The sequence below is a fragment of the Bradyrhizobium symbiodeficiens genome (assembly GCF_002266465.3).
Classification (GTDB): Bacteria; Pseudomonadota; Alphaproteobacteria; order Rhizobiales; family Xanthobacteraceae; genus Bradyrhizobium; species Bradyrhizobium symbiodeficiens.
The window spans coordinates 1,847,579-1,872,734 of sequence record NZ_CP029427.2 but is presented as its reverse complement, the minus strand read 5'-3'; the positions used below and the strand labels follow the sequence as shown (position 1 = coordinate 1,872,734).

The window sequence follows — 25,156 nt, the reverse complement described above, 5'->3', positions numbered from 1 at the left end:
GGGTCGTCTACGCGATCAGCTGCCTCGCCGCCGCTGAAATCATCACCAGCCCGCCGGTGATCACCGCGACATCGAGGATCGCGGTGTGGATGTGCAGCGGCATCCGCTCCACAAAAGCTTTTGCCAGGAACGCGCCGGGGATCGCGATCGCGCCGATCAGCAGCGCGAGGGCGAGCACCTGCGCGGTGACGGCGCCGGCCAGGCCGAACACCGAGATCTTGATCAGGCCGGTACCGAGCGAGATCATGGCGTCCGTTGCGATCACGGCGGCGCCTTCGAGGCCCGCGGCCATCAGGAGCGAGAGCAGGATCACGCCGGAGCCGGAGGTACCGCCGACCAGCACGCCGTAACCCACCGAGCCAGCGGCAAGGCCGCTGTCGCCGATCCTGACCTTTCGGCGGCGGAGCACGCGGCGCAGCGGCACGCTGAGGATCAGCATCGAGCCGATCACCAGTGCCGCGCCGGCGTTGGTGAGGCGGGTATAGCCATAGGCGCCGAGTGCGGTCGTCAGGCCTGCGCAGGCGAGCACGATCAGCGCGCGGCGGCGATCGGCATAACGAATATAGGCGAGTGCACGGCTCGAATTGGTGAACATCGCGGAGATCGCGATGATCGGCACCACGGGCTCGGCGCCGACCAGCGGCACCAGCACCAGCGGCATCAGGGCGCCGGTGCCATAGCCGGCGAGACCACCGATGATCGAAGCAAACAACGCCATCAACGCGACCAGCAGGAGCTGAAAGATCGAGATGTCGGCGAAGCCTGAGACGATGGTCACGTTCTCTCATCGCGGCTGATGCGGGCCGCAGCTTGATCGGCGATGGTAGCGAGCGCGGCATCATCTAGTGGAAAATCCGCCGCAAGCCAAGCGTCCTCGGCGAGCGTCAACACATGTCCAAGCGCGGGTCCCTCCGCCAGACCGCGCGCGATGAAGTCGGCGGCCTTGAGCGGAAATTTCGGCGCAGTCCAGCGCTGCGGCAGTTCGGCGAGCGCGCGCCAGTGCGTCGAGGTGACGTCGCCACCGGCCCGCGCCCAGCCCAGCAACACACGATCGTGATAACGTTCGGGGCCGAGCCGATAGAGCAGACGCCGCCCATTGGCCTCGTCCTTGGTGGCGAAGCGCCACCAGCGATGGCCCATCGAATCCAGTGCCTTGGTTTCGGCATTGGAGAGCCGCAGCCGCGCGGCGACCCGCTTGGCATCTTCGGTCACGGCGACGGTCAGCGCGGCGAGGCGCCGCGTGCTGCTTGCAGCGAGGCCGAGCTCGCGCTCGATCGCGATCATCGCCGACAGCGGCCCGGTATAGGCGACGCCGCCGGTCAGCGCCTGCAGCAATCCGCCCTCGGCCATGGCCAGCACTGCCGCGGACGCGCCGCCGGCCACCAGCAGCTTCAGCATCTCCATCCGCACCCGCTCGGCCGAGAGGTTGGCCAGACCCGCACGCCCCCGGATGCAAGCGAGATAGCCGTCGCGGTCGGGATCGCCGGCACCGAAGGCGGCGTGGATGCGGAAGAAGCGCAGGATACGCAGATAATCCTCCGCGATGCGCTGGTCGGGATCGCCGATGAAGCGCACGCGGCGCGCTTTGGCATCCGCGATGCCGCCGACATGGTCGTAGACGACGCCGCGCGCATCGACCGACAGGCCGTTCATGGTGAAGTCGCGCCGCTCGGCGTCCTTCACCCAGTCGCGTCCGAACGCGACCTTGGCCTTGCGGCCGAAGGTCTCGGTGTCCTCGCGCAGCGTGGTGACTTCATAGGGGTGGCTGTCGATGACCAGCGTGACTGTGCCGTGGTCGATGCCGGTCGGCACGCTCTTGATGCCGGCAGCCTTGGCGCGCCGGATCACCTCCTCCGGCCGCGCCGTGGTCGCGATGTCGATGTCGCCGGGCGTCAGGCCGAGCAGCGCGTTGCGCACGGCGCCGCCGACCACCCGCGCCTCTTCGCCGTCAGCGTTGAGCAATTGCAGGACGCGCGCGGTCCCGCCTGCGGTCAGCCAGGGCGCATCGGCAAGAATCGGGGCAAATATCGGCTCCGCGCTCATCGTGCGGCCCCTATTTTTCCACGCCCGGCACCAGCCGGCCGTTCTCGATATGGGCGGGAACGTAGGTCGAATCCGGGGCGGCGCCGGAGAAATGCGCAAAGCCGATCAGCCCCGCGATCACCAGCACCAGCGCGGCAAGGACGAGCCGCGCAACGACGGTCACCGGCCAGGACGATCGCGCGAACAGGCCGGAGCGCGTCGCGGCCAGGAACAGCGCATAGACGGCAAAGGGAACGAGGAAGATTCCGATCTCGGTCAGAACCGGCCGGATCATGATGAATAGATCCGCTCATAGAGCACACGCAGCATGCCCGCCGTCGCGCCCCAGATGTAGCGTTCCGCGAACGGCATCGCGTAATAGGACCGCTCCATGCCGCGGAATTCCTTGCTGTGCACCTGATGGTTCACCGGATTCATCAGGAAGGATAGCGGCACCTCGAACGCGTCATCAACCTCGGAACGGTTGATGGTGAGCTCGAAGCCGGGCCTGACCCTCGCGACCGTCGGCAGGATGCGGAAACCGAAGGCGGTGCCGTAGAGATCGAGATAGCCGAGCGGCTCGACGAAGTCTCTGGACAACCCGACCTCCTCCTCGGCCTCGCGCAGCGCCGCGTCCAGCGGCGAGGAATCGGTCGCGTCGATCTTGCCGCCGGGGAAAGCGATCTGGCCGGCATGGTCGTTGAGATGCGCCGAGCGCTGTGTCAGCAGGATGGTCGGCTCGGGATGATCGACCACCGCGATCAGGACCGCCGCGGGGCGCACCGGCTGCTCGCGCGCGACGATCTCGAGCATCTTGTCGGTGCCGGGATCGCCCGAAGCCGGAATGATGTTCGGATCGTAGAGGCCGAGCGGAACGTCGAAGCCGAGCTTCGTCTTCGAGCGGGCGAAGAAATCCGCCGCGCCGACGGCGACAGGATCGCTTTTCAGGATAGGCTTGTTCAAAGCGCGGCCCTCACCTGCTCCGCATCGGCCATGGCGAAGAATTCGCCCGATGATTCGACGCCGAACATCGGCTGGCCATCGACCATCCGCTCCTCGCCCATGTCAACCAGATCGTAGTAGAGCGCTCGTGTGACCTTGGCCCAGAGATCGGCGCGAACATGCAGGTACGGCGTCAGCCCGCCGTCCTCGGCCTGCTCGAAACGCAAGCCATGCGCGGCATCGCAGGTGACCCAGTCATCGACATTGGTGCGGAAGCGCAGCACGCGATGCTCTCCCTCGCCGTCCTTCTGCATCTCGACCGCCATGAAAGGCGCATCGTCGACGCGGATGCCGACCTTCTCCACCGGCGTGACCAGGAAATGCTTGTCGCCCTCGCGCTTGAGGACGGTCGAGAACAGCCGGACCAGAGCGGGACGCCCGATTGGCGTGCCCAAGTAGAACCAAGTACCATCTGAGGCGATTCGGATGTCGAGATCGCCGCAAAACGGCGGATTCCACAGATGCACCGGAGGCAGCCCCTTCTTGGCGCCTTCGCTATTGGCAGCACTTTTGGCGGCAGCAGTCAGCCCCTCAAGACCGCGATCGGCACTCTGCCCTTGGTTCGCCATGGTTTGCCCTGACTTTGTCCTTTGGCACGATTGGTGCAGGTCTACGTTGTACTCGGGTGCACGGTTCCACCCCGGATTAGTCCGGTGTGCAAGGTCGCCACTTCGTGATGCCGTACATAACCCGAAGCCGATAAGGTGGGGATAGGTTAATTCAACGAATACATGGCCTTCCTGCAAGTCTAGCATAGGCGCCATGATCTGACGTGATGACCAAATGCGATGACATGACGGCCCAGGCAAGCAGCATGGCGGGCTGAAGGAGCTAGACTGATGGCGGAGAGTGTCGAGAAACTCGAGGACGGGATCGTTCGTTCGGCCGAGCAGGTGTCGAGCCAGATTCGCGCGGCGAAGGATGCGATCGGGTCCGTCATCTTCGGCCAGGATCGCGTGATCGAGAACACGCTGGTCACGATCCTTTCCGGCGGCCATGCGCTGCTGATCGGCGTGCCCGGCCTTGCCAAGACCAAGCTGGTCGAAACGCTCGGCGTCACGCTCGGCCTGGATGCCAAGCGCATCCAGTTCACGCCCGACCTGATGCCGTCGGACATTCTCGGCGCCGAGGTGCTGGACGAGAGCACCGCAGGCAAGCGCGCCTTCCGCTTCATCTCGGGTCCGGTGTTCGCGCAGCTTCTGATGGCCGACGAGATCAACCGCGCCAGCCCGCGCACGCAATCGGCGCTGCTGCAGGCGATGCAGGAGCAGCACATCACGGTGGCCGGCGCGCGCCACGATCTGCCGAAGCCGTTCCACGTGCTCGCGACGCAGAACCCGCTGGAGCAGGAGGGCACCTATCCGCTGCCCGAAGCCCAGCTCGACCGTTTCCTGATGGAGATCGACGTCGACTATCCCGATCGCGACGCCGAGCGCCGCATCCTGTTCGAGACCACCGGCGCCGAGGAAACGCTGGCGAAAGGATCGATGACGGCGGACGCGCTGATCACCGCGCAGCGGCTGATCCGGCGCCTGCCGGTCGGCGATTCCGTGGTGGAGGCGATCCTGTCGCTGGTGCGCTCGGCCCGCCCGGGTTCGGACGCCGGCGAAGCCGGCAAGTTCATCGCCTGGGGCCCCGGCCCGCGCGCCAGCCAATCGCTGATGCTGGCGGTGCGCGCGCGTGCGCTGATCGACGGACGGCTGGCGCCCTCGGTCGACGACGTGCTCGACCTCGCCGAACCCGTGCTGAAGCACCGTATGGCGCTGACGTTCCAGGCGCGCGCCGAAGGCCGCACGATTCCGGACGTGATCAAGCAGCTCAAGACGCGGATCGGTTGATGGCAGCGGAGAACGGGCACCCAGCGAAGGAGATCATCGCGATCCGACGTGCCGATGGCGAAAGCCGCACGCTCGCAGCCTCCTTGCCGCGCCTGGTGCTCGAAGCCCGCCGCATCGCCGCCAACGTCATCCATGGCCTGCACGGCCGCCGCCGCGCCGGCTCCGGCGAGAATTTCTGGCAATACCGCCGCTTCGTCTCCGGCGAGCCGGCGCAGAACGTCGATTGGCGCCGCTCGGCGCGCGACGACCATCTCTATGTCCGCGAGCTCGAATGGGAAGCCTCGCACACGGTGTGGATCTGGCCGGATCGTTCGCCGTCGATGGCGTTCGCCTCGAAGACCGCGCGCGAGTCAAAACTCGAGCGCACGCTGATCGTCGCCTTCGCGCTGGCCGAGTTGCTCGTCGCCGGCGGCGAACGCGTCGGCATTCCCGGCCTGATGGCGCCGACCACGAGCCGCAGCATCATCGACAAGATGGCGCAGGCGATGCTGCATGACGATGCCGACCGGCTGAGCCTGCCGCCGTCCTTCGTGCCGGCGGCGCTGGCCGAGACGATCGTGCTGTCGGACTTCTGGTCGCCGATCGCGGAGATCAGGACGACGCTCGCAGGCCTCTCAGGCTCCGGCGCGCATGGCACGCTGGTGCAGATCGTCGATCCCGCCGAGGAATCGTTCCCCTATTCCGGCCGCGTCGAGTTCGTCGAGCCGGAAGGCTTCGGCGTCATCACCGCCGGCCGCGCCGAAAGCTGGGCGCAGGATTACACCACGCGGCTGGCGCTGCACCGCGACCAGATTCGCGCCGAGACCAACAAGCTGGACTGGCTGTTCACCACGCACGCCACCGACCGCTCCGCCGCGGAGCTGCTGCTGTTCCTGCATGCCGGCATGCAGGTGAGCAAATCGGGCGCCCGCACCACGACGATCAAGGCGGGGCCGGCCGCATGATGGGACTGCCGCTCGCCTTCACCGAACCGCTGCTCCTGATCGGCCTCGTCAGCCTGCCGGTGCTGTGGTGGCTGTTGCGCGTCATGCCGCCACGGCCGCGCCGCATCGAGTTTCCGCCGACGCGCCTGCTGTTCGACATCGCCCCGCGGGAGGAGACACCCTCGCGGACGCCGTGGTGGCTGACCGCATTGCGCCTCCTGGCTGCGGCTCTCGTCATCTTCGCGGCCGCCGGCCCGATCTGGAATCCGCAAACGGGCGCAGCCGACAGCAAGGCGCCGCTGATGATCATGCTCGACGACGGCTGGAGCGCGGCGTCGCACTGGGACGTCAGGATCAGGGCCGCCGACGAGCTGATCGCCAATGCCGACAACGACCGCCGCGCGATCGCGCTGGTGCCGCTGTCCGAGCCGAACCGCGACATCACCCTGATGCCGGCGGGCGCCGCGCGCGTCGCGTTGCGGCAGCTCGCGCCAAAGCCCTATTCGATCGATCGTGTCGAGACGCTGGCCGCGGTCGATCGTTTCCTGAAAGCCACCGGCGATTGCGAGATCGCCTGGCTGTCCGACGGCGTCGACACCGGCCGCGGCGAGGACTTCGTCGCCGGCCTCGGCAAGACCATCGGCGATCGCAGCCTGACCATCTTCGAAGGCGGCACCTCCTCGCCGCTGGCGCTGGTCGCGGCCGAGAACGCGGCGGCGAAGATGACGGTGAAGGTGCTGCGCACCGACAGCGGCATCGCGATCGGCACCGTGCGCGCGCTGGATCAGAAGGCTTCGCCGATCGGAGAGGCGCGTTTCTCGTTCGGTCCGCAGGACAAGGAGACCGACGCTGCGTTCGATCTGCCGGTCGAGCTGCGCAACGACATCACACGGCTCGAGATCTCGGGCGAGCGCTCCGCCGGCGCGGTGCAGCTGCTCGACAAGCGCTGGCGCCGCCGCGCCATCGGCATCGTGTCGGGCGCGTCCAGCGAGACCGCGCAGCCGCTGCTGGCGCCGACCTTCTACCTCACCCGCGCGCTGGCGCCCTTCGCCGACGTCAGGCTCGCCGACAAGGGCTCGCCGCAGCAGGGCATCACACAATTCTTGGACCAGAAGCTGCCGATGATCATCCTCGCCGATGTCGGCACCATCGCGCCGGAGCTGCGCGAGCGCCTCAATGCCTGGATCGATCAGGGCGGCGTGCTGGTGCGGTTCGCAGGCCCCCGGCTAGCGCAGGCCGAAGACGATCTGGTGCCGGTCAAGCTGCGCAAGGGCGGCCGCACGCTCGGCGGCAGCCTGACCTGGGAGAAGCCGCAGCATCTGGCCTCCTTTGCCGCCGACGGCCCGTTTGCCGGCGTCGTGGTCCCCAAGGACGTGACCGTGAGCCGTCAGGTGCTGGCCGAGCCCGATGCGGTGCTCGCCACCAAGAGCTGGGCCTCGCTGGAAGACGGCACGCCGCTGGTGACCGGCGAGCATCGCGGCAAGGGGCTGGTCAGCCTGTTCCACGTCAGCGCCGACATGCGCTGGTCGGATCTGCCGATGTCAGGCACCTTCGTCGAAATGCTGCGGCGGGTGGTCGACATCTCCGGCTACACCTCCAAACCCGGCGCAGGCGTCGCCGGCGAGGCGACCGCTGAGACGGTGGCGCCGCTGCACATCCTCGACGGCTTCGGCGCCTTCGGGCCGCCGCCGGCCACCGCAAAGCCGCTGCCCGCGGATTACCGCGACCGCGCCACGTCAGATCATCCGCCGGGCTTCTATGGCCCGGCCGAAGGACCGCTCGCCGTGAACACGCTTGCCAGCGCCGACCGCATCGCCGCGCTGAATACCACGGGCCTGCGCGCCCGGCACGCCACCTACACCAATGCCGAGCCGCGGGACCTGCGCGGCTGGCTGCTGTCGACGGCGCTGGCGCTATTCCTGGTCGACGCCATCATCGTCGCGGTGCTCGGCGGCGGGATCGCCGCGCTGCTGCGGCGCCGTGCGGCGCCCGCGATGATCGTGCTCGGCCTGCTGTTCGCCTCACTCTCGCCCGCGCCGTCACGCGCCGACAGCGCTACGGACGATTTCGCGATGAAGGCGACGTCGCAGACCCGCCTCGCCTATGTCGTGACAGGCAATGCCGACGTCGATTCCATCGTCAAGGCCGGGCTATCAGGACTGACGCTGTTCCTGGCGCAGCGCACCGCACTCGAAGCTGGCGATCCCGTCGGCATCGATCCCGCGCGCGACGAACTCGCCTTCTTCCCGCTGATCTACTGGCCGATCGTGCCGGGCGCGCCCAAGCCGCCGCAGGACGCCATCAACAAGATCGACGCCTACATGAAGCAGGGCGGCACCGTGCTGTTCGACACCCGCGACGCGATCGAAGCGCCGCCCGGCGCCAACGGCGCCGCGCAGACCCCGGGGATGCAGACGCTGCGCGAGATCCTGTCGTCGCTCGACGTGCCCGAGCTGGAGCCGGTGCCGCGCGAGCACGTGCTAACCAAGACCTTCTATTTGCTGCGCGACTTCCCCGGCCGCTTCGTCACCGGCCAGACCTGGGTCGAGGCCCTGCCGCGCGACGACGACGAGGACAACGCGCAGCGGCCGGCCCGCGGCGGCGACGGCGTCTCGCCGATCATCATCACCTCGAACGACCTTGCCGGCGCCTGGGCGGTGCGGCCCGACGGCCAGGCCATGCTGCCGGTGACCGGCGGAGACACGCGCCAGCGTGAATTCGCCTACCGCGCCGGCGCCAACATCGTGATGTACACGCTGACCGGCAATTACAAGGCCGACCAGGTGCATGCTCCCGCGCTGATCGAACGGCTGGGGCAATAGGATCGATATGAACTACGGTATCGCGTTCACACCGCTTGTCCCCGCGATCGTGCTGTGGATCGCGCTCGCCGCGATCGTCGTCATCGCGATCGTGCTGCTGGTGGCGCGCGCGCGCGGCGCGGCGGTGCGCGTGGCCGCGCTGGCGCTGTTCCTGCTGGCGCTCGCCAATCCCTCCTTCACCCGCGAGGACCGCGATCCCCTCACCTCGGTGGCCGCCGTCGTCGTCGACAAGAGCCCGAGCCAGAATTTCGGCAACCGCAATCGCGAAGCTGCGCAAGCGCAGGAAGCGCTGGTCGACGGCCTGAAGAAGATCAAGGGGCTGGAGGTGCGCGTCGTCGAGGCCGCACAGGCCGACGGCGAGACCGACGGCACCAAGCTGTTCGGCGCCCTCGCCTCGGCCTTGTCGGACGTGCCGGTCGACCGCGTCGCCGGCGCGTTCCTGATCACCGATGGCCGCGTCCACGACATTCCGGCGAACGCCGCCGCGCTCGGCTTCCAGGCGCCGGTGCATGCGCTGATCACCGGCCAGAAAGACGAGCGCGACCGGCGCATCGCGATCACCGCGGCGCCGCGCTTCGGCATCGTCGGCCAGACCCAGACCATCAGCTACCGGCTCGACGACCAGGGCGTTACGGGCGAACGCGCCAAGGTCACGATCCGCCGAGACGGCGAGGTCATCAATGAACGCACGCTCTCGAGCGGCCAGGCCGCGAGCGTCGGCGTCGACATCAAGCATGCCGGTCCCAACATCGTCGAGATCGAGGCCTCGCCGCTCGAGAGAGAGCTGACGGCCGTGAACAACCGCGCGGTCGTCGCCATCGACGGCGTCCGCGACAAGCTGCGCGTGCTGCTGGTTTCGGGCGAGCCGCATTCGGGCGAGCGCACCTGGCGCAATCTGCTCAAGTCCGACGCCAGCGTCGATCTCGTGCACTTCACCATTCTGCGTCCGCCGGAGAAGCAGGACGGCACGCCGATCAACGAATTGTCGCTGATCGCGTTTCCGACCCGCGAGCTGTTCCAGCAGAAAATCAACGAATTCCAGCTGATCATCTTCGACCGCTACGCCCGCCAGGGCGTGCTGCCGATCGCCTATTTCGACAACATCGCGCGCTATGTGCGCGGCGGCGGCGCGGTGCTGGTCTCGGCCGGCCCCGACTACGCCTCCAACACCAGCATCTGGCGTACGCCGCTGGATTCGGTGCTGCCTGCCGAACCGGTCGGCGTCACCGAGAAGCCGTTCTATGCGCATCTGTCCGATGTCGGCAAACGCCACCCCGTCACGCGTGGGCTGGAAGGCTCGGCCTCCGAGCCGCCGCGCTGGAGCCGTTTCTTCCGCACCGTCGACACCCGCAATTCCGTCAACCCGCCGGTGATGACGGGAGCCGACGGCAAGCCGCTTCTGTTCCTGTCGCGCTTCGGCGAGGGTCGCGTCGCACTTCTGCTCTCCGACCACATCTGGCTGTGGGCGCGCGGCTATGAGGGCGGCGGCCCGCATCTGGATCTGCTGCGGCGGATGTCGCACTGGCTGATGAAGCAGCCGGACCTCGACGAAGAAGCGCTGCGCCTGCAGGTGCAGGGCAAGAACCTCGTCGTGGTGCGCCAGACCATGGCCGACAGCGTCCAGCCGGTGAGCGTGACTTCGCCGTCCGGCGTGTCGCAGGATCTGACGCTGAGCCCCGGCGACCCCGGCGAATGGCGCGCCAGCCTTCCCGCAAGCGAACTCGGCCTGTGGCAGGCCACCGACGGCACGCTGAAGGCGCTGATCAATGTCGGCCCAACCAACCCGAAGGAGTTTTCGGAAGTCACCTCCACCGTCGATACGCTGAAGCCGCTGACGCAGGCGACCGGCGGCAACGCCGTGCGCGTGGTCGATGGCGCCAGCGTCGAGCTGCCGCGCATCCTGCCGGTGCGTTCGGCCAGCGTGTTTGCCGGCGACGGCTGGATGGGCGTGCGGATGCGCGACGCCAGCGTCGTCAAGGGCGTCGGCGTGCTGCCGATCTTCGCCGGCCTGATCGGGCTATTGCTGCTGCTCGGTGCGTTCGCCGCGACCTGGGTGCGCGAGGGGCGCTGATCTCGCTCCGTTGCTCGAACGACACATCGGCCCGCCACCGGCGCCGGCCGGTCTGTGTGCGATTGACATCCGCAGACCGATCGGGCGATGTTATATTGTTACATCGCGATATCTCGCGATGCGGGGTGGCTCTTCCAGATGAAGTGGTTCCGGTCGAATATCAGGCACGGCGCCCGGCTCGCGATCTTCGCGATGCTGGTGCAGTTCGCGCTGACGTTCGGCCACAGCCACTGGTTCGCCCAGGCCACGCCGCTTGTCCAGGCCTCGTTCCAGCAGACCGACGGCGCCAAGGACAGCACTAAGAACAGTGCCAAGAGCGGCGCTGCGAACGACCGTGCCGCGGTCCAGAAACAATCGCCCTCAGGCCCCGACCGCGAGCACCCGGGCGAGGACAATTGCGCGATCTGCGCCGTGGTCGCGATGGCGGGCACCGTCATATCGGCAACGCCGCCCGTGCTGCTGCTGCCGCAGGCGATCGAGCTGCTCTACCGCACCACCGATGCCGAATTCCTTCATCTCAAATCGGCCCGCACCGCGTTCCAGCCGCGCGCCCCTCCCACGTCCTGACTCTCAACATCGCTTGATCACGCCCGGGCTCAGAGTGCCCGGGAGACGTTGAAGTCGAATTCCGTCGCGCCGCGACGGCAGGCCGCCTCCGATCAGCACACAATCATGCGGACGGCGCCTGACTGGAATCAGGACCATGTCATTTCAATCGCGACGCGCGCAGCGTCTTGGCGGAGCAAGCCTGCTCCTGCTCGGTGCCGCCGCCACGCCCGCTTTCGCCCAAACGCCTGCGCAAGACAAATCGTCGAGCGAAATCCCCGCCGTCACCGTGACGGCGCCGAGCCCCATCGTGCGCAGAGCGGTGGTGCCGTCGCGCAATCCCGGCCGCGGCACGCGGACCGCGCGGGTGCGCAGCCGCCAACAAACGGCGGAAGCGGAGCCGGCAGCCTCCGTGCCCACCGCGCCTCAGCAGGGCGTGCTGTCAGTCGTGACCAACCAGTTCGCGACGGTCACCGTGGTGCCCAATGAGGAGATCCGCCGCGAGGGCGGCGGCCAGCTCGGCGATCTCCTGTTCTCCAAGCCAGGCATCACCGGATCGAGCTTCGCGCCCGGCGCATCGAGCCGGCCGATCATCCGGGGTCTCGACGTCAACCGCGTCGGCATCGTCGAGAACGGCACCAATGCGAGCGGCGCCTCCGATCTCGGCGAGGATCATTTCGTTCCGATCGATCCGCTCGCGACCAACCAGATCGAAGTGGTGCGCGGGCCCGCCGCGCTGCGCTACGGCTCGACCTCGATCGGCGGCGTCGTCAGCGCCACCAACAACCGGATTCCAGACGCGCTACCTGCCTGCGCGCCGTCATTCCAGGCTTACGGACTGCCGACCAAAGCTCCGCTCGCGAGCGCCGCGACCTCGCCTTGCGTCACCGCCGAGACCCGCACCGCGTTCTCTTCAGTCGATCGCGGCGTCGAGAGCGGCGTGCTGCTCGACACCGGCGGCGGCAATTTCGCCTTCCACGCCGACGCCTATGGCCGCACGACCTCGGACTATTCCATCCCGAGCTATCCCTATCTGAACGACCAGACGCGCGCCGTGAACGGCCGCCAGCCGAACTCGGCAACGCGCTCGGACGGCGCCTCGATCGGCGGCTCCTATTTCTTCCAGGGCGGCTATATCGGCGCGTCGATCACCCAGAACGACTCGCTCTACCACATCCCCGGCATCGACGGCGCCGACCACCAGACACGGATCGACGGCCACCAGACCAAGATCAACGTCAAGGGCGAGTACCATCCCGACGCCGCCGCGATCGACGCGGTGCGCTTCTGGGCCGGTGCGACCGATTACCGGCACAACGAGATCGGGCTTGCCGATCCAGCCGACCTCAACAGCGACGGCATCAGGCAGACCTTCACCAACAAGGAGCAGGAGATCCGCACCGAGGTGCAGCTGATGCCGTTCAACGCGCGCTTCGCCGAAGTGACGACGGCGCTGGGCTTCCAGGTCGGCCATCAGGAATTGAGCGCGCCGAGCCCGGATAATCCCGGCACGCTGTTCAACGGCCTATGGGATCCGAACAACAGCAACCGCGTTGCCGGCTACGCCTTCAACGAGTTCATGTTTACCGAGGCGACGCGGGCGCAGATCGCCGGCCGCATCGAGCATGTCGAGCTGCACGGCACGACGCCGGACTTCCCGGCCGATTATTTGCCCGACGGCACGCCGCAGGCGGGCATCGCGCGCAATCCGTCGTTCACGCCGAAGAGCGGCAGCATCGGCCTGTTGCAGGACCTGCCCGGCGGCATGGTCGGCAGCATCACCGCGCAATATGTCGAGCGCGCGCCGAAGGCGGCCGAGCTGTTTTCCCGCGGCGGCCACGATGCGACTGCGACCTTCGACATCGGCAATCCAAACCTCACGATCGAGACCGCCAAATCGGTCGAGCTCGGCGTGCGCAGGGCGACGGGGCCGTTCCGCTTCGAGGCGACCGTCTACTACACGCATTTCGACAATTTCATCTACCGCCGCCTCACCGGCGTGTCCTGCGACGACGACTTCGCATCCTGCGGCAATCCGGGCGCGGAGCTGAACCAGGCAGTGTATTCGCAGCGCAATGCCAATTTCCGCGGCGGCGAATTCCAGTCGCAGCTCGACGTCGCCGCCTTCCAGGGCGGCATCTGGGGCATCGAGAACCAGTTCGATTTCGTCCGCGCCACCTTCAGCGACGGCACCAACGTGCCGCGGATTCCGCCGATGCGGATGGGCGGCGGCGTGTTCTGGCGCGACGACAACTGGCTGATGCGCGTCAACCTGCTGCACGCCTTCGCGCAGAACAACGTCGCTGCGATCGCGGAGACGCCGACGGCGGGCTATAATTTGTTGAAGGCCGAGGTCAGCTACAAGACCAAGCTCGACCGCAACTGGTTCGGTGCGCGCGAGATGATGGCCGGCATCGTCGGCAACAACCTCCTCAACGAGAACATCCGCAACTCCGTATCCTACACCAAGGACGAGGTGCTGATGCCCGGCATCGGCGTCAGGGCGTTCGCGAACTTCAAGTTCTAGGCCATTGCGAGCGCCGTAGCCCGGATGGAGCGCAGCGAGATCCGGGGGCAGCGCCTCAGTAGCAACAGGTTTCCCGGATTGCGCTTCGCTCCATCCGGGCTACGCACTGCCGCGGGCTGGCCTACCCTGCCCGCGCCTTGCTCCAGTCGGGGCCGACCGGGCCCGACACGCCTTCGAAGGCGCCGTCGACGAGCTCGAACACCAGGATACGGGCGGCGTCGACCGGGCCGGGCATGGTGACACGGCCTTTCGGGACCGGCTTGAAGCCGACGCGGCTGTAATAGGGCTCGTCGCCGACCAGCAGCACGAGGCGGTGATCTTTCGCCTTCGCGTCCTTGAGCGCGCGCTCCATCAGCAGACGGCCGACACCGCGGCCGCGGAACGGCGGCTCGACCGTGAGCGGGCCGAGCAGCAGCGCCGGCGTCTCGCCGACCAGCACCGGCAATTGCCTGACCGAGCCGACCAGCAGCGTGCCGATGCGGGCCGTGAAGGACAATTCGAGCACATGGTCGACGTGCTCGCGGATCCGGTAGGCGCTGAGCACGAAGCGGCCGGGACCGAAGGTGCGTTCGTGCAGCCGCTCGATCGACTGGGCGTCGCCGGCGGCTTCAGGGAGGATGGTCAGTGAGAGATCGGTCATGTCAATTCGCGGGATAGCACCTGAACGCAGCGCGGTCCATCGGGCAGCGACGGCGCTCAGCTGCTTTTCAAGGTCGGTTGGGACAGATAGGCCAGCATCTTCATCTCCCGACGCCCTCGCGTCACTGTGTCGAGCACGAGCCCAGAAGACACCGAGAGCAGGGCCATGATCATCAAGCCCATCGACAGCACGGCGGTCGGGAGGCGCGGCACGAGGCCGGTCTCGATGAAGGTAATCACGATCGGGATCGCGAGGATCACCGCGGCCAGCGCCAACAGGCCTCCGATCACCGTGAAGAAGCGCAACGGCCGCTCCGAACGGTAGAGCTTCACCATGGTGCCGAGGATGCGAAATCCGTCGCGCCAGGTGTTGAGCTTGGAGAACGAGCCTTCGGGGCGCGCGTAATAGGGGGTCTCGATCTCGGCGACCGGCAGCGACAGTTCCAGCGCATAGACCGCGAGCTCCGTCTCGATCTCGAAGCCGTCGGAGAGGACGGGGAAGGATTTGACGAAGCGGCGCGAGAACACGCGGTAGCCGGACAGGATGTCCTTGAAAGCGTGACCGAAGGTCGACGCCAGAAAGCCGGTCAGCATGCGGTTGCCGGTGCGGTGGCCGAGCCGGTAGGCGGCCTGGACCTGATCGACGCGAAGACCGACCACCATGTCGAGATGATCATCGAGCAGCCGGTCGATCATGCGAGATGCGCTCGGCGCATCATAGGTCGCATCGCCGTCGACCAGCACGTAGACGTCGGCCTCGACGTCGGCGAACATGCGGCGCACGACGTGGCCCTTGCCCTGCCGGCGCTCGCTGCGCACGATCGCGCCCGCTTCGCGCGCGACGGTCGCGGTGCGGTCGCGGGAATTGTTGTCATAGACGTAGATCGCTGCCGACGGCAGCGCCTTGCGGAAATCGGCAACGACGGTGGCGACCGCCGCTTCCTCGTTGTAGCAGGGCACCAGCACCGCGATGCGAAGTTGCGTTGAGGTCATCGCGACGGCACTCCGAGGCTTGCCGGCTCGCGCCGGAGCGCCGCGGCCTGCTGCGCCTGCGCCGGCTTCATCAGCCAGGCGAACGAGACGCTCCACAGCGAGAGCATCGCAATCGGCACGATGTAATAGGGCGTGAAGATCGGATGGCTGAGGAAGAACACGAGGTTGACGATGAGATTGCCGGCGACGACGATGGCCACCTGACGCACGCGGCCCTCGCCCACCCGCAAGAGCCAGGCTGCGGAACCGATGGCCAGCACGATCAGCACGAACTGCATGTCGCGCAGATAATGGCCGAACACGGCGAAGTCGAAGGCCGGCGCGACCACGTCGGCACTGCCATAGGTCGTGGCCAGCGGGCTGCCGGCATTGACGGCCTGGGCGACCAAGGTCGGGGCCATGCCGACGAGAACGCCGAGGCCGAGGCCGAGCCCCTGCACGAAGGCTGACGGCGTCCGCACCTTCAGGAAGGCAATGCCGAGATAGATGAAATAGCCGGCCGCGAGCAGCGCATTCGGCAATCTGAAATTGACGGACGCGCCCAGGAGAACGCCGATCAGCGCAATCAACAGAGCGCTGCGTTTATCCCTGGTCAGCCACAGCGCCGTGAGGAAGCCCGCGACGGCGCACAGCGCCATCGTCGGCGCGACCGAATAGCTCGCCTTCGCCGGATTGATCATCAGATAGATTGCGAGCGCGCCGAACAGGCCCGCGCCGAAGACCGACGGCAGCGTGCGCGCCATGGCAATGCCTGATAGGGCAAGGCCGCAGACGATCAGGCTCGCGGCAACGTAGAGCGGCACCACCTGGTGCCCCTCAGGAAACAGCGCCAGCAGAAAGCCGGTGCCTGGCGGATATTGCATCACGATCTTGCCGCTGGACATCGGATTGTGGCACGGCCAGCGGATCGGATCCTGCCATTCGGCGAACGCGATCTCCTTCAGCTTGCCTTCGAAATAATGATCGTAGTCCAACGCGGCATTGGTGTTGAGCCCACCGATGCCGAGGCGCTGGAACAGATGCGCCTGCCTGAGATAGCAGATGTCGTCATAGACCCCGCGCGCCTCGCTCCAGCGCGACATCGTGACGATGTTGCTGGCGAGGATCGCAAGGCAGATCAGGCCGAAAGCGAACTTGGCAATCTTCATCCGGTGGTGCTCTTTCGGGCTGCTTACTAGCACACGCCACCCTCAGCGCCACGTCGCAATCAGGGGCCCGCCGTCCAGCACTTCGGCGATCCGCAGCCGCGTCCCTCGCGTGGTGTCCTCGGGCAACGCCGTGACCGCGAAGAACCCGCATTCGCTGATCTCGCGGTTGGGCGCGGGCAGGCGATCCTGTCTGAACTGCCTGACCACGTAGATGGCGACATGGTCGCGGCGGGAGACGTGGCTGTTGAGGAAAATACCGTGCAGCACGGCCTCGCCGGTGAGGTCGATATCGCCCTCCTCCTTGAGCTCGCGCCGCATCGCCTGCTCCATGGTCTCGCCGAAATCGACGCCGCCGCCGGGCAGGTGCCAGCCGCTGACGTAGCTGTGCCTGACCAGAAACACCCGATTCTCGGCATCCAGCACTACGGCGCGGACGCCGAGCGTCATGCCGCGGACGACGAGGAAATAGGCGTGGAAGAATCGCAGCAGCAGCGGCTCGAATTTCCGTCGAACGCGGTTCAGACGATCTCCCATCAGGCTTCCTTGAGGCTGCTGTCCCGGCCCCGCTTGCACTGGCCTCGCGAGCTTGCCATTACAGCAAAGCAATAGCGAGGCAATCGCGCGCCATGACCCCCAACATATCGGCCCCCTTCACGCTCGCCCATCTGTCCGATCCGCATCTAGCGCCCTTGCCGAAGCCGCGGCTGATCGAGCTCGCCGGCAAGCGCGTGCTCGGCTACGTCAACTGGACGCGCAACCGCCACAAGTACCAGCGCCGCGAGGTGCTCGACGCGCTGGTCACCGACATGAAGGCGCAGGCGCCCGACCACATCGCGGTGACAGGCGATCTCGTCAACCTCGCGCTGGAAGCCGAGTTCGCTCCTGCCCGCGCCTGGCTCGAGAGCGTCGGCCCGCCCGACCGCGTCACCACGATTCCCGGCAATCACGATGCCTATGTCCGCGCCACCTCGCATCGCTTCAGTGAGACGTTTGCGCCCTATCTCACCGGCGACGACGGCAGCACCGGCTTCCCATCCGTGCGGCGGCGCGGGCCGCTCGCGCTGATCAGCCTGTCCACGGCGGTGCCGACCCTGCCGCTGATGGCGACGGGCACGCTCGGACCCGATCAGCTCGCCGCCCTCGCAACTGTGCTCGAACGGCTCGCGGCCGAGGACGTCTTTCGCGTGCTGCTGGTCCACCATCCCCTCAAGTCCGAAGCGCGGCAGAAGCGGATGACCGATTCGGCCGCACTGCTGGCGCTGCTCAAGCGCCACGGCGTCGAGCTGATCCTGCACGGGCACGACCACATTCATTCGACAATGTGGTTCGAAGGTCCCAACGGCAACATTCCCGCGCTCGGCGTGCCCTCGGCCTCCGCGCTCGCGCACGGCCACTACCCGGCGGCGGCGTATAACCTGTTCAGAATCGAGAAGGACAATGCCGGCTGGCGCTGCGAGCAGACGGTGCGGAGCCTCGGGACGGAATTTCAGATCGGGCAGATCAAGCATGTGAGGTTGATTTAGTTCGCCGCCGACAGGCGCGAGCCCGGAATCCATTCATCGCCATGCACCGCCGCCCGATGGATTCCAGGCTCATGCTTCGCATGCCCCGGCATGACAGAGCAACTGATCACCAGCTCTGCAGGGCCGCGAGCACGGCGAGGCCGAACAAGGCGGCGGCACCGAACACGAAGCCGAACACGAACGGCCACAGGCGCGAGCGGCGGGGCGGCGGCGCGACCTCGGGCTTCGGTTCGGGCGGAACCACCATGGCCTGCTCGCGCTCGACCATGCGGCGCGCGACATAATCGGTGATGGCCTCGACGATGACGACGGTGTCATGCGATTCGGCGAGCACGATGCGGCCGAAGCGGGTGTCCTGGACGAAGCGGTACATCCGCTTGTCGCGCCCCATCACGATGTGGGCGACGACGTCGATCCAGAGTCTCGGCGTATCGCCCTGGCTGATGCCGCGGTCGAACAGGTCGATACTGTCGGGCACCTGCGCGAACAGGGGATCGAGCGCGTCGTTGAGGATCTCGAGCCGCGCCACCTCCGCGTCCCTGAGATCGACGACGACGCCGGTCCGGTCGGCGGCCTCGATCCGCGCGCGCAGCAGCGCGTCGCGCAGCCGCACCGGGCGCGGCTGGCCGGGATGGGTCCCGCTGGTTTCGGGCTCTGACATTGTCGGCCTCGTCCTCGACTTTCCTCCATTAACCTATCAGCAACCAAACCCTCCGCAAAGGGTCCGCAATTCCAGAGACTTACGGCACCCACAGGCGATTGACCTGTGCCAAAAACAGACGGTCCCACCCAGGCAGAGCCTGGATGGGACCATCCGTCCTTGGACGTCTTCTTAATTCAGGTCGCCAATCGGGCCCTTCAGGCCGAGACGCGCGACGGCTCTTCCACGATGGAGAAGCGGACGCCGGCCTTGTGGCGGTTCTCTTCCGAGACAGTGCGCCAGGCGTCCTCGGCTTCCGTGCGGGTCTTGAACGGACCCTGCACCTGGGCCGAGCCTTCCACGAGCTTGTGGAAGTTCATCGAACCGAACTCGCCGCCGATCACCCAGAAATTGCTGCCTTTGGTCATTGTCAGTCTCCTCTTGGATAACGTGATGCGTTAGCCGAACTGGTTCATCGTGTTGTGCGCACCGCCCGCCTTCAGGGCAGCCTCGCCGGCGAAATATTCCTTGTGGTCGTCGCCGATGTCGGAGCCGGCCATGTTCTGGTGCTTGGCGCAGGCGATGCCCTGACGGATCTCCTGACGCTGGACGTTCTTGACGTAGCCGAGCATGCCCTGGTCGCCGAAATATTCCCTGGCGAGGTTGTCGGTGGACAGCGCAGCCGTGTGATAGGTCGGCAGCGTGATCAGGTGATGGAAGATGCCGGCACGCTTGGCCGAATCCGCCTGGAAGGTACGGATACGCTCGTCGGCTTCCTGCGCCAGCGGCGTATCGTCGTATTCCGGCTTCATCAGCTCGGCGCGGTTGTACTTGCTGACGTCCTTGCCGGCTTCCTTCATCGCATCGTAGACCTGCCAACGGAAGTTGAGGGTCCAGTTGAACGACGGTGAGTTGTTGTAGGCCAGCTTCGCGTTCGGAATCACCTTGCGGATGCGGTCGACCATCTTGGCGATCTGCTCGATATGCGGCTTCTCGGTTTCGATCCAGAGCAGGTCGGCGCCGTTCTGCAGCGAGGTGATGCTGTCGAGCACGCAGCGGTCTTCGCCGGTGCCGGAACGGAACTGGTAGAGGTTCGAGGGCAGCCGCTTCGGACGCATCATCTTGCCGTTGCGGTTGATGATGACGTCGCCGTTGCGGGCGTTCTCCGCGGTGATTTCCTCGCAATCGAGGAAGCTGTTGTACTGGTCACCGATGTCACCGGGCTTGTGGCTGACCGCGATCTGCTGGGTCAGGCCGGCGCCGAGCGAGTCGGTGCGGGTCACGATGACGCCGTCTTCGACGCCGAGCTCGAGGAAGGCGTGGCGGCAGGCACGGATCTTCGCGATGAAGACCTCGTGCGGCACGGTGACCTTGCCGTCCTGGTGACCGCACTGCTTCTCGTCCGAGACCTGGTTCTCGATCTGCAGCGCGCAGGCACCCGCCTCGATCATCTTCTTGGCGAGCAGATAGGTCGCTTCCGCGTTGCCGAAGCCGGCGTCGATGTCGGCGATGACCGGGACGACATGGGTCTGGAAGTTGTCGATCTTCGCGATCAGCTCCTGCTCGCGGGTCTTGTCGCCTTCCTTGCGGGCCTTGTCGAGCAAACGGAAGATGTCGTTGAGCTCACGGGAATCCGCCTGGCGCAGGAAGGTATAGAGCTCCTCGATCAGCGCCGGCACCGAAGTCTTCTCGTGCATCGACTGGTCGGGCAGCGGCCCGAACTCGGAGCGCAGCGCCGCGATCATCCAGCCCGAGAGATACAGGTAGGTGCGATCGGTCTTGCCGCCGAAGTGCTTCTTGACCGAGATCAGCTTCTGCTGGGCGATGAAGCCGTGCCAGCAGCCCAGCGACTGCGTGTACTTGGTCGGGTCCTTGTCATAGGCCGCCATGTCGGCCCGCATCAGCGCCGCGGTGTAGCGGGCGACGTCGAGGCCGGTCCTGAAGCGGTTCTGCAGGCGCATGCGCGCGACGGCCTCGGCCGACACGCCGTTCCAGGTCGGCTGGGTCTCGAGGAGTGCCTGGGCCGCCTTGACCTCGTCCTGATACGACGACGGACCCTGGAGGGTGCTGATGCCGCGGGGCTGGTAGTTCATGTGATTGATCCTTTCGCGGACGACAAAGCAACAGGCTTGTCATCGACATTTTTGACAGTGCATTGCGAGATGCGTGTCGAGAGCTAAACGCGAGAAAGGGAAGTTCGTATAGTAGGCTTGTAATTGAATGGTGATGTCATGTAACATCAGAACATGTAATAGATGTTATTTTGTAAATCTTGTAACAATATAGGACAGTAAGACTGTCCTTGACGCTGCTGGAGACCCGACAATGGCCGCCGAGTCCGGGAAGAAACTGTTCGTCGGCCCGCGCTTCCGGAGGATCCGGCAGCAATTGGGGCTGTCGCAGACCCAGATGGCCGAGGGGCTCGGAATCTCGCCGAGCTACGTCAATTTGATCGAGCGCAACCAGCGCCCGGTGACCGCGCAGATCCTGCTGCGGCTGGCCGAGACCTACGACCTCGATCTGCGCGACCTCGCCACAGCCGACGAAGACCGTTTCTTCGCGGAACTAAACGAGATCTTCTCCGATCCGCTGTTCCGCCAGATCGACGTACCCAAGCAGGAACTGCGCGACCTCGCCGAGCTTTGCCCGGGAGTGACCCACGCGCTGCAGCGGCTCTACGCGGCCTATACCGAGGCGCGCCAGGGCGAGACGCTGGCCGCGGCACAGATGGCCGACCGCGATGTCGGCACGCGCTATGAGGCCAATCCGGTCGAGCGCGTGCGCGAGTTGATCGAGGCCAACCGCAACTATTTCCCGGAGCTCGAACAGGCCGCCGAAACCTTGCGCGACGAGCTGAACGTGCCGGCCGAAGGACTCTATGCCGCGCTCGCCGCCCGGCTGCGCGAAAAGCACTCGATCCAGACCCGCATAATGCCCGTCGACGTGATGCGGGAAACGCTGCGGCGTTTCGACCGTCACCGCCGCCAGCTGCTGATCTCCGAGCTAGTCGACTCGCCCGGCCGCGCCTTCCAGCTCGCCTTCCAGCTCGGCCTCGGCGAATGCGCGCAACATCTGGAGACTATCATCGGCCGCGCCGGCCCGCTCGACGACGCACCGCGGCGACTGTTCCGCATTACGCTCGCCAACTATTTTGCGGCGGCCGTGATGATGCCCTATCCGGCGTTCCTGGCCGCGGCCGAGGCCTTGAGCTACGATATCCATTTGCTGGCGCAGCGCTTCAATTCCGGCTTCGAGCAGGTCTGTCACCGGCTCACCACTTTGCAGCGACCGAACGCGCGCGGAATTCCGTTCTTCCTGCTGCGCGTAGACAATGCCGGCAACGTCTCGAAGCGGTTTTCCTCGGGCACGTTCCCGTTCTCGAAATTCGGCGGCACCTGCCCGCTTTGGAATGTGCACTCGACCTTCGACACGCCGGATCGCCTGCTCAAGCAGGTCATCGAGCTGTCCGACGGCACGCGCTATTTCTCGATCGCGCAGATGGTGCGCCGTCCGGTGGCACCGCATCCGCTGCCGCAGCCGCGTTTCGCCATCGGCCTGGGCTGCGAGATCCGCCACGCCTCACGACTCGTCTACGCCGCCGGCATGGACCTCGAGAAGACCGAGGGCACTCCGATCGGCGTCAACTGCCGCCTCTGCGAGCGCGAGAACTGCGCCCAACGCGCCGAGCCGCCGATCACGCGCACGCTGATCCTGGACGAGACGACGCGAAGGGTGTCGAGCTTCGCCTTCTCGAATGCGCGGGAGTTGTGAGGTTGGGCTGCGTTGCCTCGCCCCGCTTGCGGGAGAGGCGAAGGCGCACCGTGCTCCTACGCCAGTGTATGCACGATCACAGGTCCTGCCGCTGCGCGCGCATCTCCAGCGAGCAGCGGGCCGAGATCCTTCTCGATCCAGGCGATCGCGCGCCGGTTCGCCTCCTCCGCCTGCTCGAACTTGTCGAAGATCGAGATCGCGGTGACCGTGTCATCGCCGGCATAGACGACGTAGTAGGCGCGGAAGCCGTCGACGTCGCTGATGATCGGAACGGCGCCGTCCTTGATGCGGCGCGCCAGCTCCTCGGCGCTCCCGCTCTTTGCCTTGGCCTGACGGATGGCGGCATACATGACTTCCTCCTCCCGGCTATTGATGTGGGCCTTGTGCCCGAACCGGATGCTACGCCGGAGCGCCGGGGCCGGATACCCTCCTTGGTTAACCCCGCCCTAATCCCCCGCCGCGATCTGCAACCAGCGGTTAAGCACGCCTCAACATCGGTGCCTTAGTGTCGCCCCACTCACGTTTCGCAAACAACGGTGGCCTATTCTGCCGGCGAAGTGACATCAGGGGGTTCATCATGCGCATTGCGTTGCTGCTGACCGCAACCATTGTCGGCGCGCTCTTCGCCAATCCATCCCGAGCCGGATCGCTCGATGCCGACCCAGCGCAGCCGCTGCCGCCGGGCTTCCAGAGCTATCGCGGCTACATGTTCGACCTCACGGAGAACTCCGACCGCAAGGATGTCGACAAGCTCACCGCCAATCTGAAGAGCCAGATCGACTCGGTCGAGGCGGCCGGCCTGTCGCCGCGCGTGCTGCGCTTCTTCCGCACCGTGCCGATCATCGCCAGCGAGCTCGCCTGCCTCGACGAAGGCGCCGCCACCGCCTGCTACGGCCGTGTCGCCCCTAACGTCGAACGCCGCGTGCCGCGGACGCTGACGGTCTGGGACCACGACAAGCAGCGCTGGACCAATCCGAACGCCGTCGACCTCGCGGTCGATTCGGGCCTCGGCGTGATCATGCTGCGGCCGGACATGATGCGGTACGAAAAGGAGGCCGTGCTGCTGCATGAATTCCTGCACGCCTATCACGCGCGGCTGTTGCCGGACGGCTACGCCAACAAGGGCGTGATCGCCTATTTCGCCCTCGCGAAATCCAAGGATCTGCTGCCCAAGGAATCCTATGCGCTGAAGAATCCCATGGAGTTCTTTGCCGTGACCGCCAGCATCTTCCTGGCCGGAAAGAGCGAATTCCACGATCCGAAATCCCGCGAGACGCTCAAGGAGAAGATGCCGGACTATTACAAATATCTGGTCGGCGTGTTCGGCTTCGACCCGGAGCCGGCGGCGGCAAATGGCCCGGTCGCCTCGCTGAAGTGAGGCGCCCCACGGAGACATCAGAAAAGCCGCGCAACTTGCGCGGCTTTTTTGTTTTTTGCAGACCGGAAGCTGCGGATGACGCCTCGGCGGGAATTGCCAAGGCGGGGCCCGATCTGCATAGTCCCGCCCGCATCGATACCGTTTTTCGAAGAGGATAGAACAACATGGCGGACGCCGACCTGGATGTCGTGATCCGGCAACTGGCCAGACAGCTGCATACGGGCCTGATGACCCGCGCCAAGGAGCGGCGGGATCGCTTCAACGGCCTTGCGGCCAAGGCCAAGAGCAAGGAGACAGCCGAGCGCTTCAAGATGATGGCCAAGGCCACCATGGAGCAGGCCACCGCCGCCGCCAAGCGCCTGCAGATGTCCGCCGACAACGTCGCCGACAGCTACGCGCGATCGATGCGGCTTGCCGCCAGTACGCCGATTGCAGTGAAGGCGGAGAAGAAGGCTAAGGACAAGCCGGCGAAGAAGACGAAGAAGGCCAACGCGAAAAAGGCGAAATAGTCGCCGCCGGCGCCCTTCACCTTTCCCGGTAAGAACGGCGAGAGGAGAGGCCCCTTCTCATTGTCTCGGCGCGGCGATTTGGGTCGGCTCGACATTCGAAAGCTCGGCGAGCCTGGCACGTGCGACCTCGTGCGAGCGGCCGTCCTTGCCCGCCGGCAGCGCCAGCGCCGCCTCGAAATCGGCGCGCGCGTCGTCGGCCTGGCCACGAGCGAGGAACGCAAGGCCACGGTCGAGGCGGGCCTGCGCATCCGAGGGGTCGAGGCGGACCGCCGTGTTGTAGCTCAGGATGGCGCGATCGATATCCCCGGTGGCGGCAAGCGCGAGACCGCGCTGGTGATAGGGCGCAGCAAGCTTGGGATCATGCGCGATCGCCTCGTCATAGTCGGCGATGGCGAGCTCCAGATCGCCGTTCTGACGGCGCGCCAGCGCACGGTCGCGATAGAGCGAGGCGCGGTTCGGATTGAGGTGGATCGCCTCGTCGAGATCGGCAATCGCCCGCCTGAAGTCGCCATGGCGCAGCGCGATCCGCCCGCGTCCTTCATAGGCAAACGCGATCAGCGCGCCGCGCAGCGGCGAGAAGCCGATCACGGCCGAGCAAATGTCGGGATCGTCCTCGTCGCCGCAATTGACGACCGTGTGCGTGGACAGGCCGACAAGCACGCACAGGACGATCAGGAAAGGTACGGCAGCTCTGGTCATCTTCGACGGTGGCCGGCAGCGAGCCGGTCACGCATCCCCTTTCGAAGGAAGTGTCTCGCCCGGGTGTTAACACCGGCTCCGACGATCCTGTGTGCGCCAGGTCAC

General features: G+C 66.3%; 24 protein-coding genes. 10 read left to right on the top strand and 14 right to left on the bottom strand.

Annotated features, from left to right (window positions below):
* Window positions 1-7 precede the first annotated feature (7 nt).
* The 5 genes from CIT39_RS08565 to CIT39_RS08545 are packed head-to-tail and all read right to left on the bottom strand — an operon-like array spanning window position 8 to window position 3,593.
* Window positions 8-778, bottom strand: coding sequence for a sulfite exporter TauE/SafE family protein (locus tag CIT39_RS08565; protein ID WP_094975736.1), 771 nt, complete (start codon window positions 776-778; stop codon window positions 8-10).
* Window positions 775-2,043 (bottom strand): CCA tRNA nucleotidyltransferase, encoded by a 1,269-nt coding sequence (locus tag CIT39_RS08560; protein ID WP_094975737.1) that lies wholly within the window; start codon window positions 2,041-2,043, stop codon window positions 775-777. The genes CIT39_RS08565 and CIT39_RS08560 overlap by 4 nt, the downstream gene beginning before the upstream one ends.
* A gap of 10 nt (window positions 2,044-2,053) precedes the next feature.
* The gene (locus CIT39_RS08555) at window positions 2,054-2,317 is read right to left on the bottom strand and encodes a DUF6111 family protein (protein WP_094975738.1); all 264 of its coding nucleotides are present in this window, start codon (window positions 2,315-2,317) and stop codon (window positions 2,054-2,056) included.
* Window positions 2,314-2,985: a CoA pyrophosphatase gene (locus CIT39_RS08550; protein ID WP_094975739.1), complete on the bottom strand. Its 672-nt coding sequence runs from the start codon at window positions 2,983-2,985 to the stop codon at window positions 2,314-2,316. Before CIT39_RS08550 ends, CIT39_RS08555 begins: the two co-directional genes overlap by 4 nt.
* Complete coding sequence (locus CIT39_RS08545) at window positions 2,982-3,593, bottom strand: DUF1285 domain-containing protein (protein ID WP_094975740.1); 612 nt, start codon at window positions 3,591-3,593, stop codon at window positions 2,982-2,984. Before CIT39_RS08545 ends, CIT39_RS08550 begins: the two co-directional genes overlap by 4 nt.
* 270 nt (window positions 3,594-3,863) lie before the next feature.
* Here CIT39_RS08545 and CIT39_RS08540 point away from each other — a divergent pair, with 270 nt between their 5' ends.
* The 6 genes from CIT39_RS08540 (at window position 3,864) to CIT39_RS08515 (ending at window position 13,751) form a co-directional block, all read left to right on the top strand.
* The gene (locus tag CIT39_RS08540) at window positions 3,864-4,862 is read left to right on the top strand and encodes an AAA family ATPase (protein WP_094975741.1); all 999 of its coding nucleotides are present in this window, start codon (window positions 3,864-3,866) and stop codon (window positions 4,860-4,862) included.
* Window positions 4,862-5,806, top strand: coding sequence for a DUF58 domain-containing protein (locus CIT39_RS08535; protein ID WP_094975742.1), 945 nt, complete (start codon window positions 4,862-4,864; stop codon window positions 5,804-5,806). Before CIT39_RS08540 ends, CIT39_RS08535 begins: the two co-directional genes overlap by 1 nt.
* Entirely contained in the window at window positions 5,803-8,607 is a 2,805-nt protein-coding gene (locus CIT39_RS08530; protein WP_094975743.1) for a DUF4159 domain-containing protein, read from the top strand. Before CIT39_RS08535 ends, CIT39_RS08530 begins: the two co-directional genes overlap by 4 nt.
* A gap of 7 nt (window positions 8,608-8,614) precedes the next feature.
* Complete coding sequence (locus CIT39_RS08525; RefSeq protein WP_094975744.1) at window positions 8,615-10,678, top strand: hypothetical protein; 2,064 nt, start codon at window positions 8,615-8,617, stop codon at window positions 10,676-10,678.
* Window positions 10,679-10,816: 138 nt separating this feature from the next.
* Entirely contained in the window at window positions 10,817-11,245 is a 429-nt protein-coding gene (locus tag CIT39_RS08520; RefSeq protein ID WP_162308414.1) for a DUF2946 domain-containing protein, read from the top strand.
* A gap of 136 nt (window positions 11,246-11,381) precedes the next feature.
* Entirely contained in the window at window positions 11,382-13,751 is a 2,370-nt protein-coding gene (locus CIT39_RS08515) for a TonB-dependent receptor (protein WP_094975746.1), read from the top strand.
* Window positions 13,752-13,872: 121 nt separating this feature from the next.
* Here the strand turns inward: CIT39_RS08515 and CIT39_RS08510 are convergent, their stop codons facing one another.
* The 4 genes from CIT39_RS08510 to CIT39_RS08495 are packed head-to-tail and all read right to left on the bottom strand — an operon-like array spanning window position 13,873 to window position 17,065.
* A complete protein-coding gene (locus CIT39_RS08510) occupies window positions 13,873-14,391 on the bottom strand; it encodes a GNAT family N-acetyltransferase (RefSeq protein WP_094975747.1) in 519 nt (172 codons plus the stop codon).
* Window positions 14,392-14,447: 56 nt separating this feature from the next.
* Complete coding sequence (locus CIT39_RS08505) at window positions 14,448-15,383, bottom strand: glycosyltransferase family 2 protein (protein ID WP_094975748.1); 936 nt, start codon at window positions 15,381-15,383, stop codon at window positions 14,448-14,450.
* On the bottom strand, window positions 15,380-16,531 hold the full coding sequence (locus CIT39_RS08500; protein ID WP_094975749.1) for a hypothetical protein: 1,152 nt from the start codon (window positions 16,529-16,531) through the stop codon (window positions 15,380-15,382). Before CIT39_RS08500 ends, CIT39_RS08505 begins: the two co-directional genes overlap by 4 nt.
* A 42-nt stretch (window positions 16,532-16,573) precedes the next feature.
* Window positions 16,574-17,065 carry an NUDIX domain-containing protein gene (locus CIT39_RS08495; protein WP_094975750.1) on the bottom strand — a complete coding sequence of 164 codons (492 nt, stop codon included), beginning with the start codon at window positions 17,063-17,065 and terminating at the stop codon, window positions 16,574-16,576.
* A 92-nt stretch (window positions 17,066-17,157) separates the two neighbouring features.
* Here CIT39_RS08495 and CIT39_RS08490 point away from each other — a divergent pair, with 92 nt between their 5' ends.
* Entirely contained in the window at window positions 17,158-18,054 is an 897-nt protein-coding gene (locus CIT39_RS08490; RefSeq protein WP_094975751.1) for a metallophosphoesterase family protein, read from the top strand.
* A gap of 106 nt (window positions 18,055-18,160) precedes the next feature.
* Here the strand turns inward: CIT39_RS08490 and CIT39_RS08485 are convergent, their stop codons facing one another.
* The 3 genes from CIT39_RS08485 to CIT39_RS08475 form a co-directional block, all read right to left on the bottom strand.
* Entirely contained in the window at window positions 18,161-18,715 is a 555-nt protein-coding gene (locus CIT39_RS08485) for a hypothetical protein (protein ID WP_094975752.1), read from the bottom strand.
* A 197-nt stretch (window positions 18,716-18,912) separates the two neighbouring features.
* The gene (locus CIT39_RS08480) at window positions 18,913-19,122 is read right to left on the bottom strand and encodes a DUF4170 domain-containing protein (protein WP_094975753.1); all 210 of its coding nucleotides are present in this window, start codon (window positions 19,120-19,122) and stop codon (window positions 18,913-18,915) included.
* Window positions 19,123-19,152: 30 nt separating this feature from the next.
* Complete coding sequence (locus CIT39_RS08475; protein ID WP_094975754.1) at window positions 19,153-20,787, bottom strand: isocitrate lyase; 1,635 nt, start codon at window positions 20,785-20,787, stop codon at window positions 19,153-19,155.
* A gap of 232 nt (window positions 20,788-21,019) precedes the next feature.
* Here CIT39_RS08475 and CIT39_RS08470 point away from each other — a divergent pair, with 232 nt between their 5' ends.
* Entirely contained in the window at window positions 21,020-22,465 is a 1,446-nt protein-coding gene (locus CIT39_RS08470; RefSeq protein WP_094975755.1) for a helix-turn-helix domain-containing protein, read from the top strand.
* A gap of 56 nt (window positions 22,466-22,521) precedes the next feature.
* On the opposite strand, the gene CIT39_RS08465 is transcribed toward CIT39_RS08470, so the two are convergent.
* The gene (locus CIT39_RS08465) at window positions 22,522-22,815 is read right to left on the bottom strand and encodes an antibiotic biosynthesis monooxygenase (RefSeq protein ID WP_027543691.1); all 294 of its coding nucleotides are present in this window, start codon (window positions 22,813-22,815) and stop codon (window positions 22,522-22,524) included.
* A gap of 227 nt (window positions 22,816-23,042) precedes the next feature.
* On the opposite strand from CIT39_RS08465, the gene CIT39_RS08460 reads away from it, so the two are divergent.
* Window positions 23,043-23,843 (top strand): hypothetical protein, encoded by an 801-nt coding sequence (locus tag CIT39_RS08460; protein WP_094975756.1) that lies wholly within the window; start codon window positions 23,043-23,045, stop codon window positions 23,841-23,843.
* 164 nt (window positions 23,844-24,007) lie between these two features.
* The gene (locus CIT39_RS08455; RefSeq protein WP_094975757.1) at window positions 24,008-24,352 is read left to right on the top strand and encodes a hypothetical protein; all 345 of its coding nucleotides are present in this window, start codon (window positions 24,008-24,010) and stop codon (window positions 24,350-24,352) included.
* A 57-nt stretch (window positions 24,353-24,409) separates the two neighbouring features.
* Here CIT39_RS08455 and CIT39_RS08450 read toward each other — a convergent pair whose 3' ends face one another.
* Window positions 24,410-25,051 (bottom strand): tetratricopeptide repeat protein, encoded by a 642-nt coding sequence (locus tag CIT39_RS08450; RefSeq protein ID WP_094975758.1) that lies wholly within the window; start codon window positions 25,049-25,051, stop codon window positions 24,410-24,412.
* Between the last annotated feature and the right edge of the window lie 105 nt (window positions 25,052-25,156).

What these genes read in the sequence shown, in the direction of transcription:
- CIT39_RS08515 (WP_094975746.1), top strand. Translation starts at nt 11,382, where the DNA reads ATGTCATTTCAATCGCGACGCGCGCAGCGTCTTGGCGGAGCAAGCCTG.
- CIT39_RS08525 (WP_094975744.1), top strand. Translation starts at nt 8,615, where the DNA reads ATGAACTACGGTATCGCGTTCACACCGCTTGTCCCCGCGATCGTGCTG.
- CIT39_RS08540 (WP_094975741.1), top strand. Translation starts at nt 3,864, where the DNA reads ATGGCGGAGAGTGTCGAGAAACTCGAGGACGGGATCGTTCGTTCGGCC.
- CIT39_RS08490 (WP_094975751.1), top strand. Translation starts at nt 17,158, where the DNA reads ATGACCCCCAACATATCGGCCCCCTTCACGCTCGCCCATCTGTCCGAT.
- CIT39_RS08470 (WP_094975755.1), top strand. Translation starts at nt 21,020, where the DNA reads ATGGCCGCCGAGTCCGGGAAGAAACTGTTCGTCGGCCCGCGCTTCCGG.
- CIT39_RS08555 (WP_094975738.1), bottom strand. Translation starts at nt 2,317, where the DNA reads ATGATCCGGCCGGTTCTGACCGAGATCGGAATCTTCCTCGTTCCCTTT.
- CIT39_RS08530 (WP_094975743.1), top strand. Translation starts at nt 5,803, where the DNA reads ATGATGGGACTGCCGCTCGCCTTCACCGAACCGCTGCTCCTGATCGGC.
- CIT39_RS08545 (WP_094975740.1), bottom strand. Translation starts at nt 3,593, where the DNA reads ATGGCGAACCAAGGGCAGAGTGCCGATCGCGGTCTTGAGGGGCTGACT.
- CIT39_RS08450 (WP_094975758.1), bottom strand. Translation starts at nt 25,051, where the DNA reads ATGACCAGAGCTGCCGTACCTTTCCTGATCGTCCTGTGCGTGCTTGTC.
- CIT39_RS08485 (WP_094975752.1), bottom strand. Translation starts at nt 18,715, where the DNA reads ATGTCAGAGCCCGAAACCAGCGGGACCCATCCCGGCCAGCCGCGCCCG.
- CIT39_RS08560 (WP_094975737.1), bottom strand. Translation starts at nt 2,043, where the DNA reads ATGAGCGCGGAGCCGATATTTGCCCCGATTCTTGCCGATGCGCCCTGG.
- CIT39_RS08480 (WP_094975753.1), bottom strand. Translation starts at nt 19,122, where the DNA reads ATGACCAAAGGCAGCAATTTCTGGGTGATCGGCGGCGAGTTCGGTTCG.
- CIT39_RS08520 (WP_162308414.1), top strand. Translation starts at nt 10,817, where the DNA reads ATGAAGTGGTTCCGGTCGAATATCAGGCACGGCGCCCGGCTCGCGATC.
- CIT39_RS08455 (WP_094975757.1), top strand. Translation starts at nt 24,008, where the DNA reads ATGGCGGACGCCGACCTGGATGTCGTGATCCGGCAACTGGCCAGACAG.
- CIT39_RS08500 (WP_094975749.1), bottom strand. Translation starts at nt 16,531, where the DNA reads ATGAAGATTGCCAAGTTCGCTTTCGGCCTGATCTGCCTTGCGATCCTC.
- CIT39_RS08505 (WP_094975748.1), bottom strand. Translation starts at nt 15,383, where the DNA reads ATGACCTCAACGCAACTTCGCATCGCGGTGCTGGTGCCCTGCTACAAC.
- CIT39_RS08465 (WP_027543691.1), bottom strand. Translation starts at nt 22,815, where the DNA reads ATGTATGCCGCCATCCGTCAGGCCAAGGCAAAGAGCGGGAGCGCCGAG.
- CIT39_RS08510 (WP_094975747.1), bottom strand. Translation starts at nt 14,391, where the DNA reads ATGACCGATCTCTCACTGACCATCCTCCCTGAAGCCGCCGGCGACGCC.
- CIT39_RS08495 (WP_094975750.1), bottom strand. Translation starts at nt 17,065, where the DNA reads ATGGGAGATCGTCTGAACCGCGTTCGACGGAAATTCGAGCCGCTGCTG.
- CIT39_RS08475 (WP_094975754.1), bottom strand. Translation starts at nt 20,787, where the DNA reads ATGAACTACCAGCCCCGCGGCATCAGCACCCTCCAGGGTCCGTCGTCG.
- CIT39_RS08535 (WP_094975742.1), top strand. Translation starts at nt 4,862, where the DNA reads ATGGCAGCGGAGAACGGGCACCCAGCGAAGGAGATCATCGCGATCCGA.
- CIT39_RS08460 (WP_094975756.1), top strand. Translation starts at nt 23,043, where the DNA reads ATGCGCATTGCGTTGCTGCTGACCGCAACCATTGTCGGCGCGCTCTTC.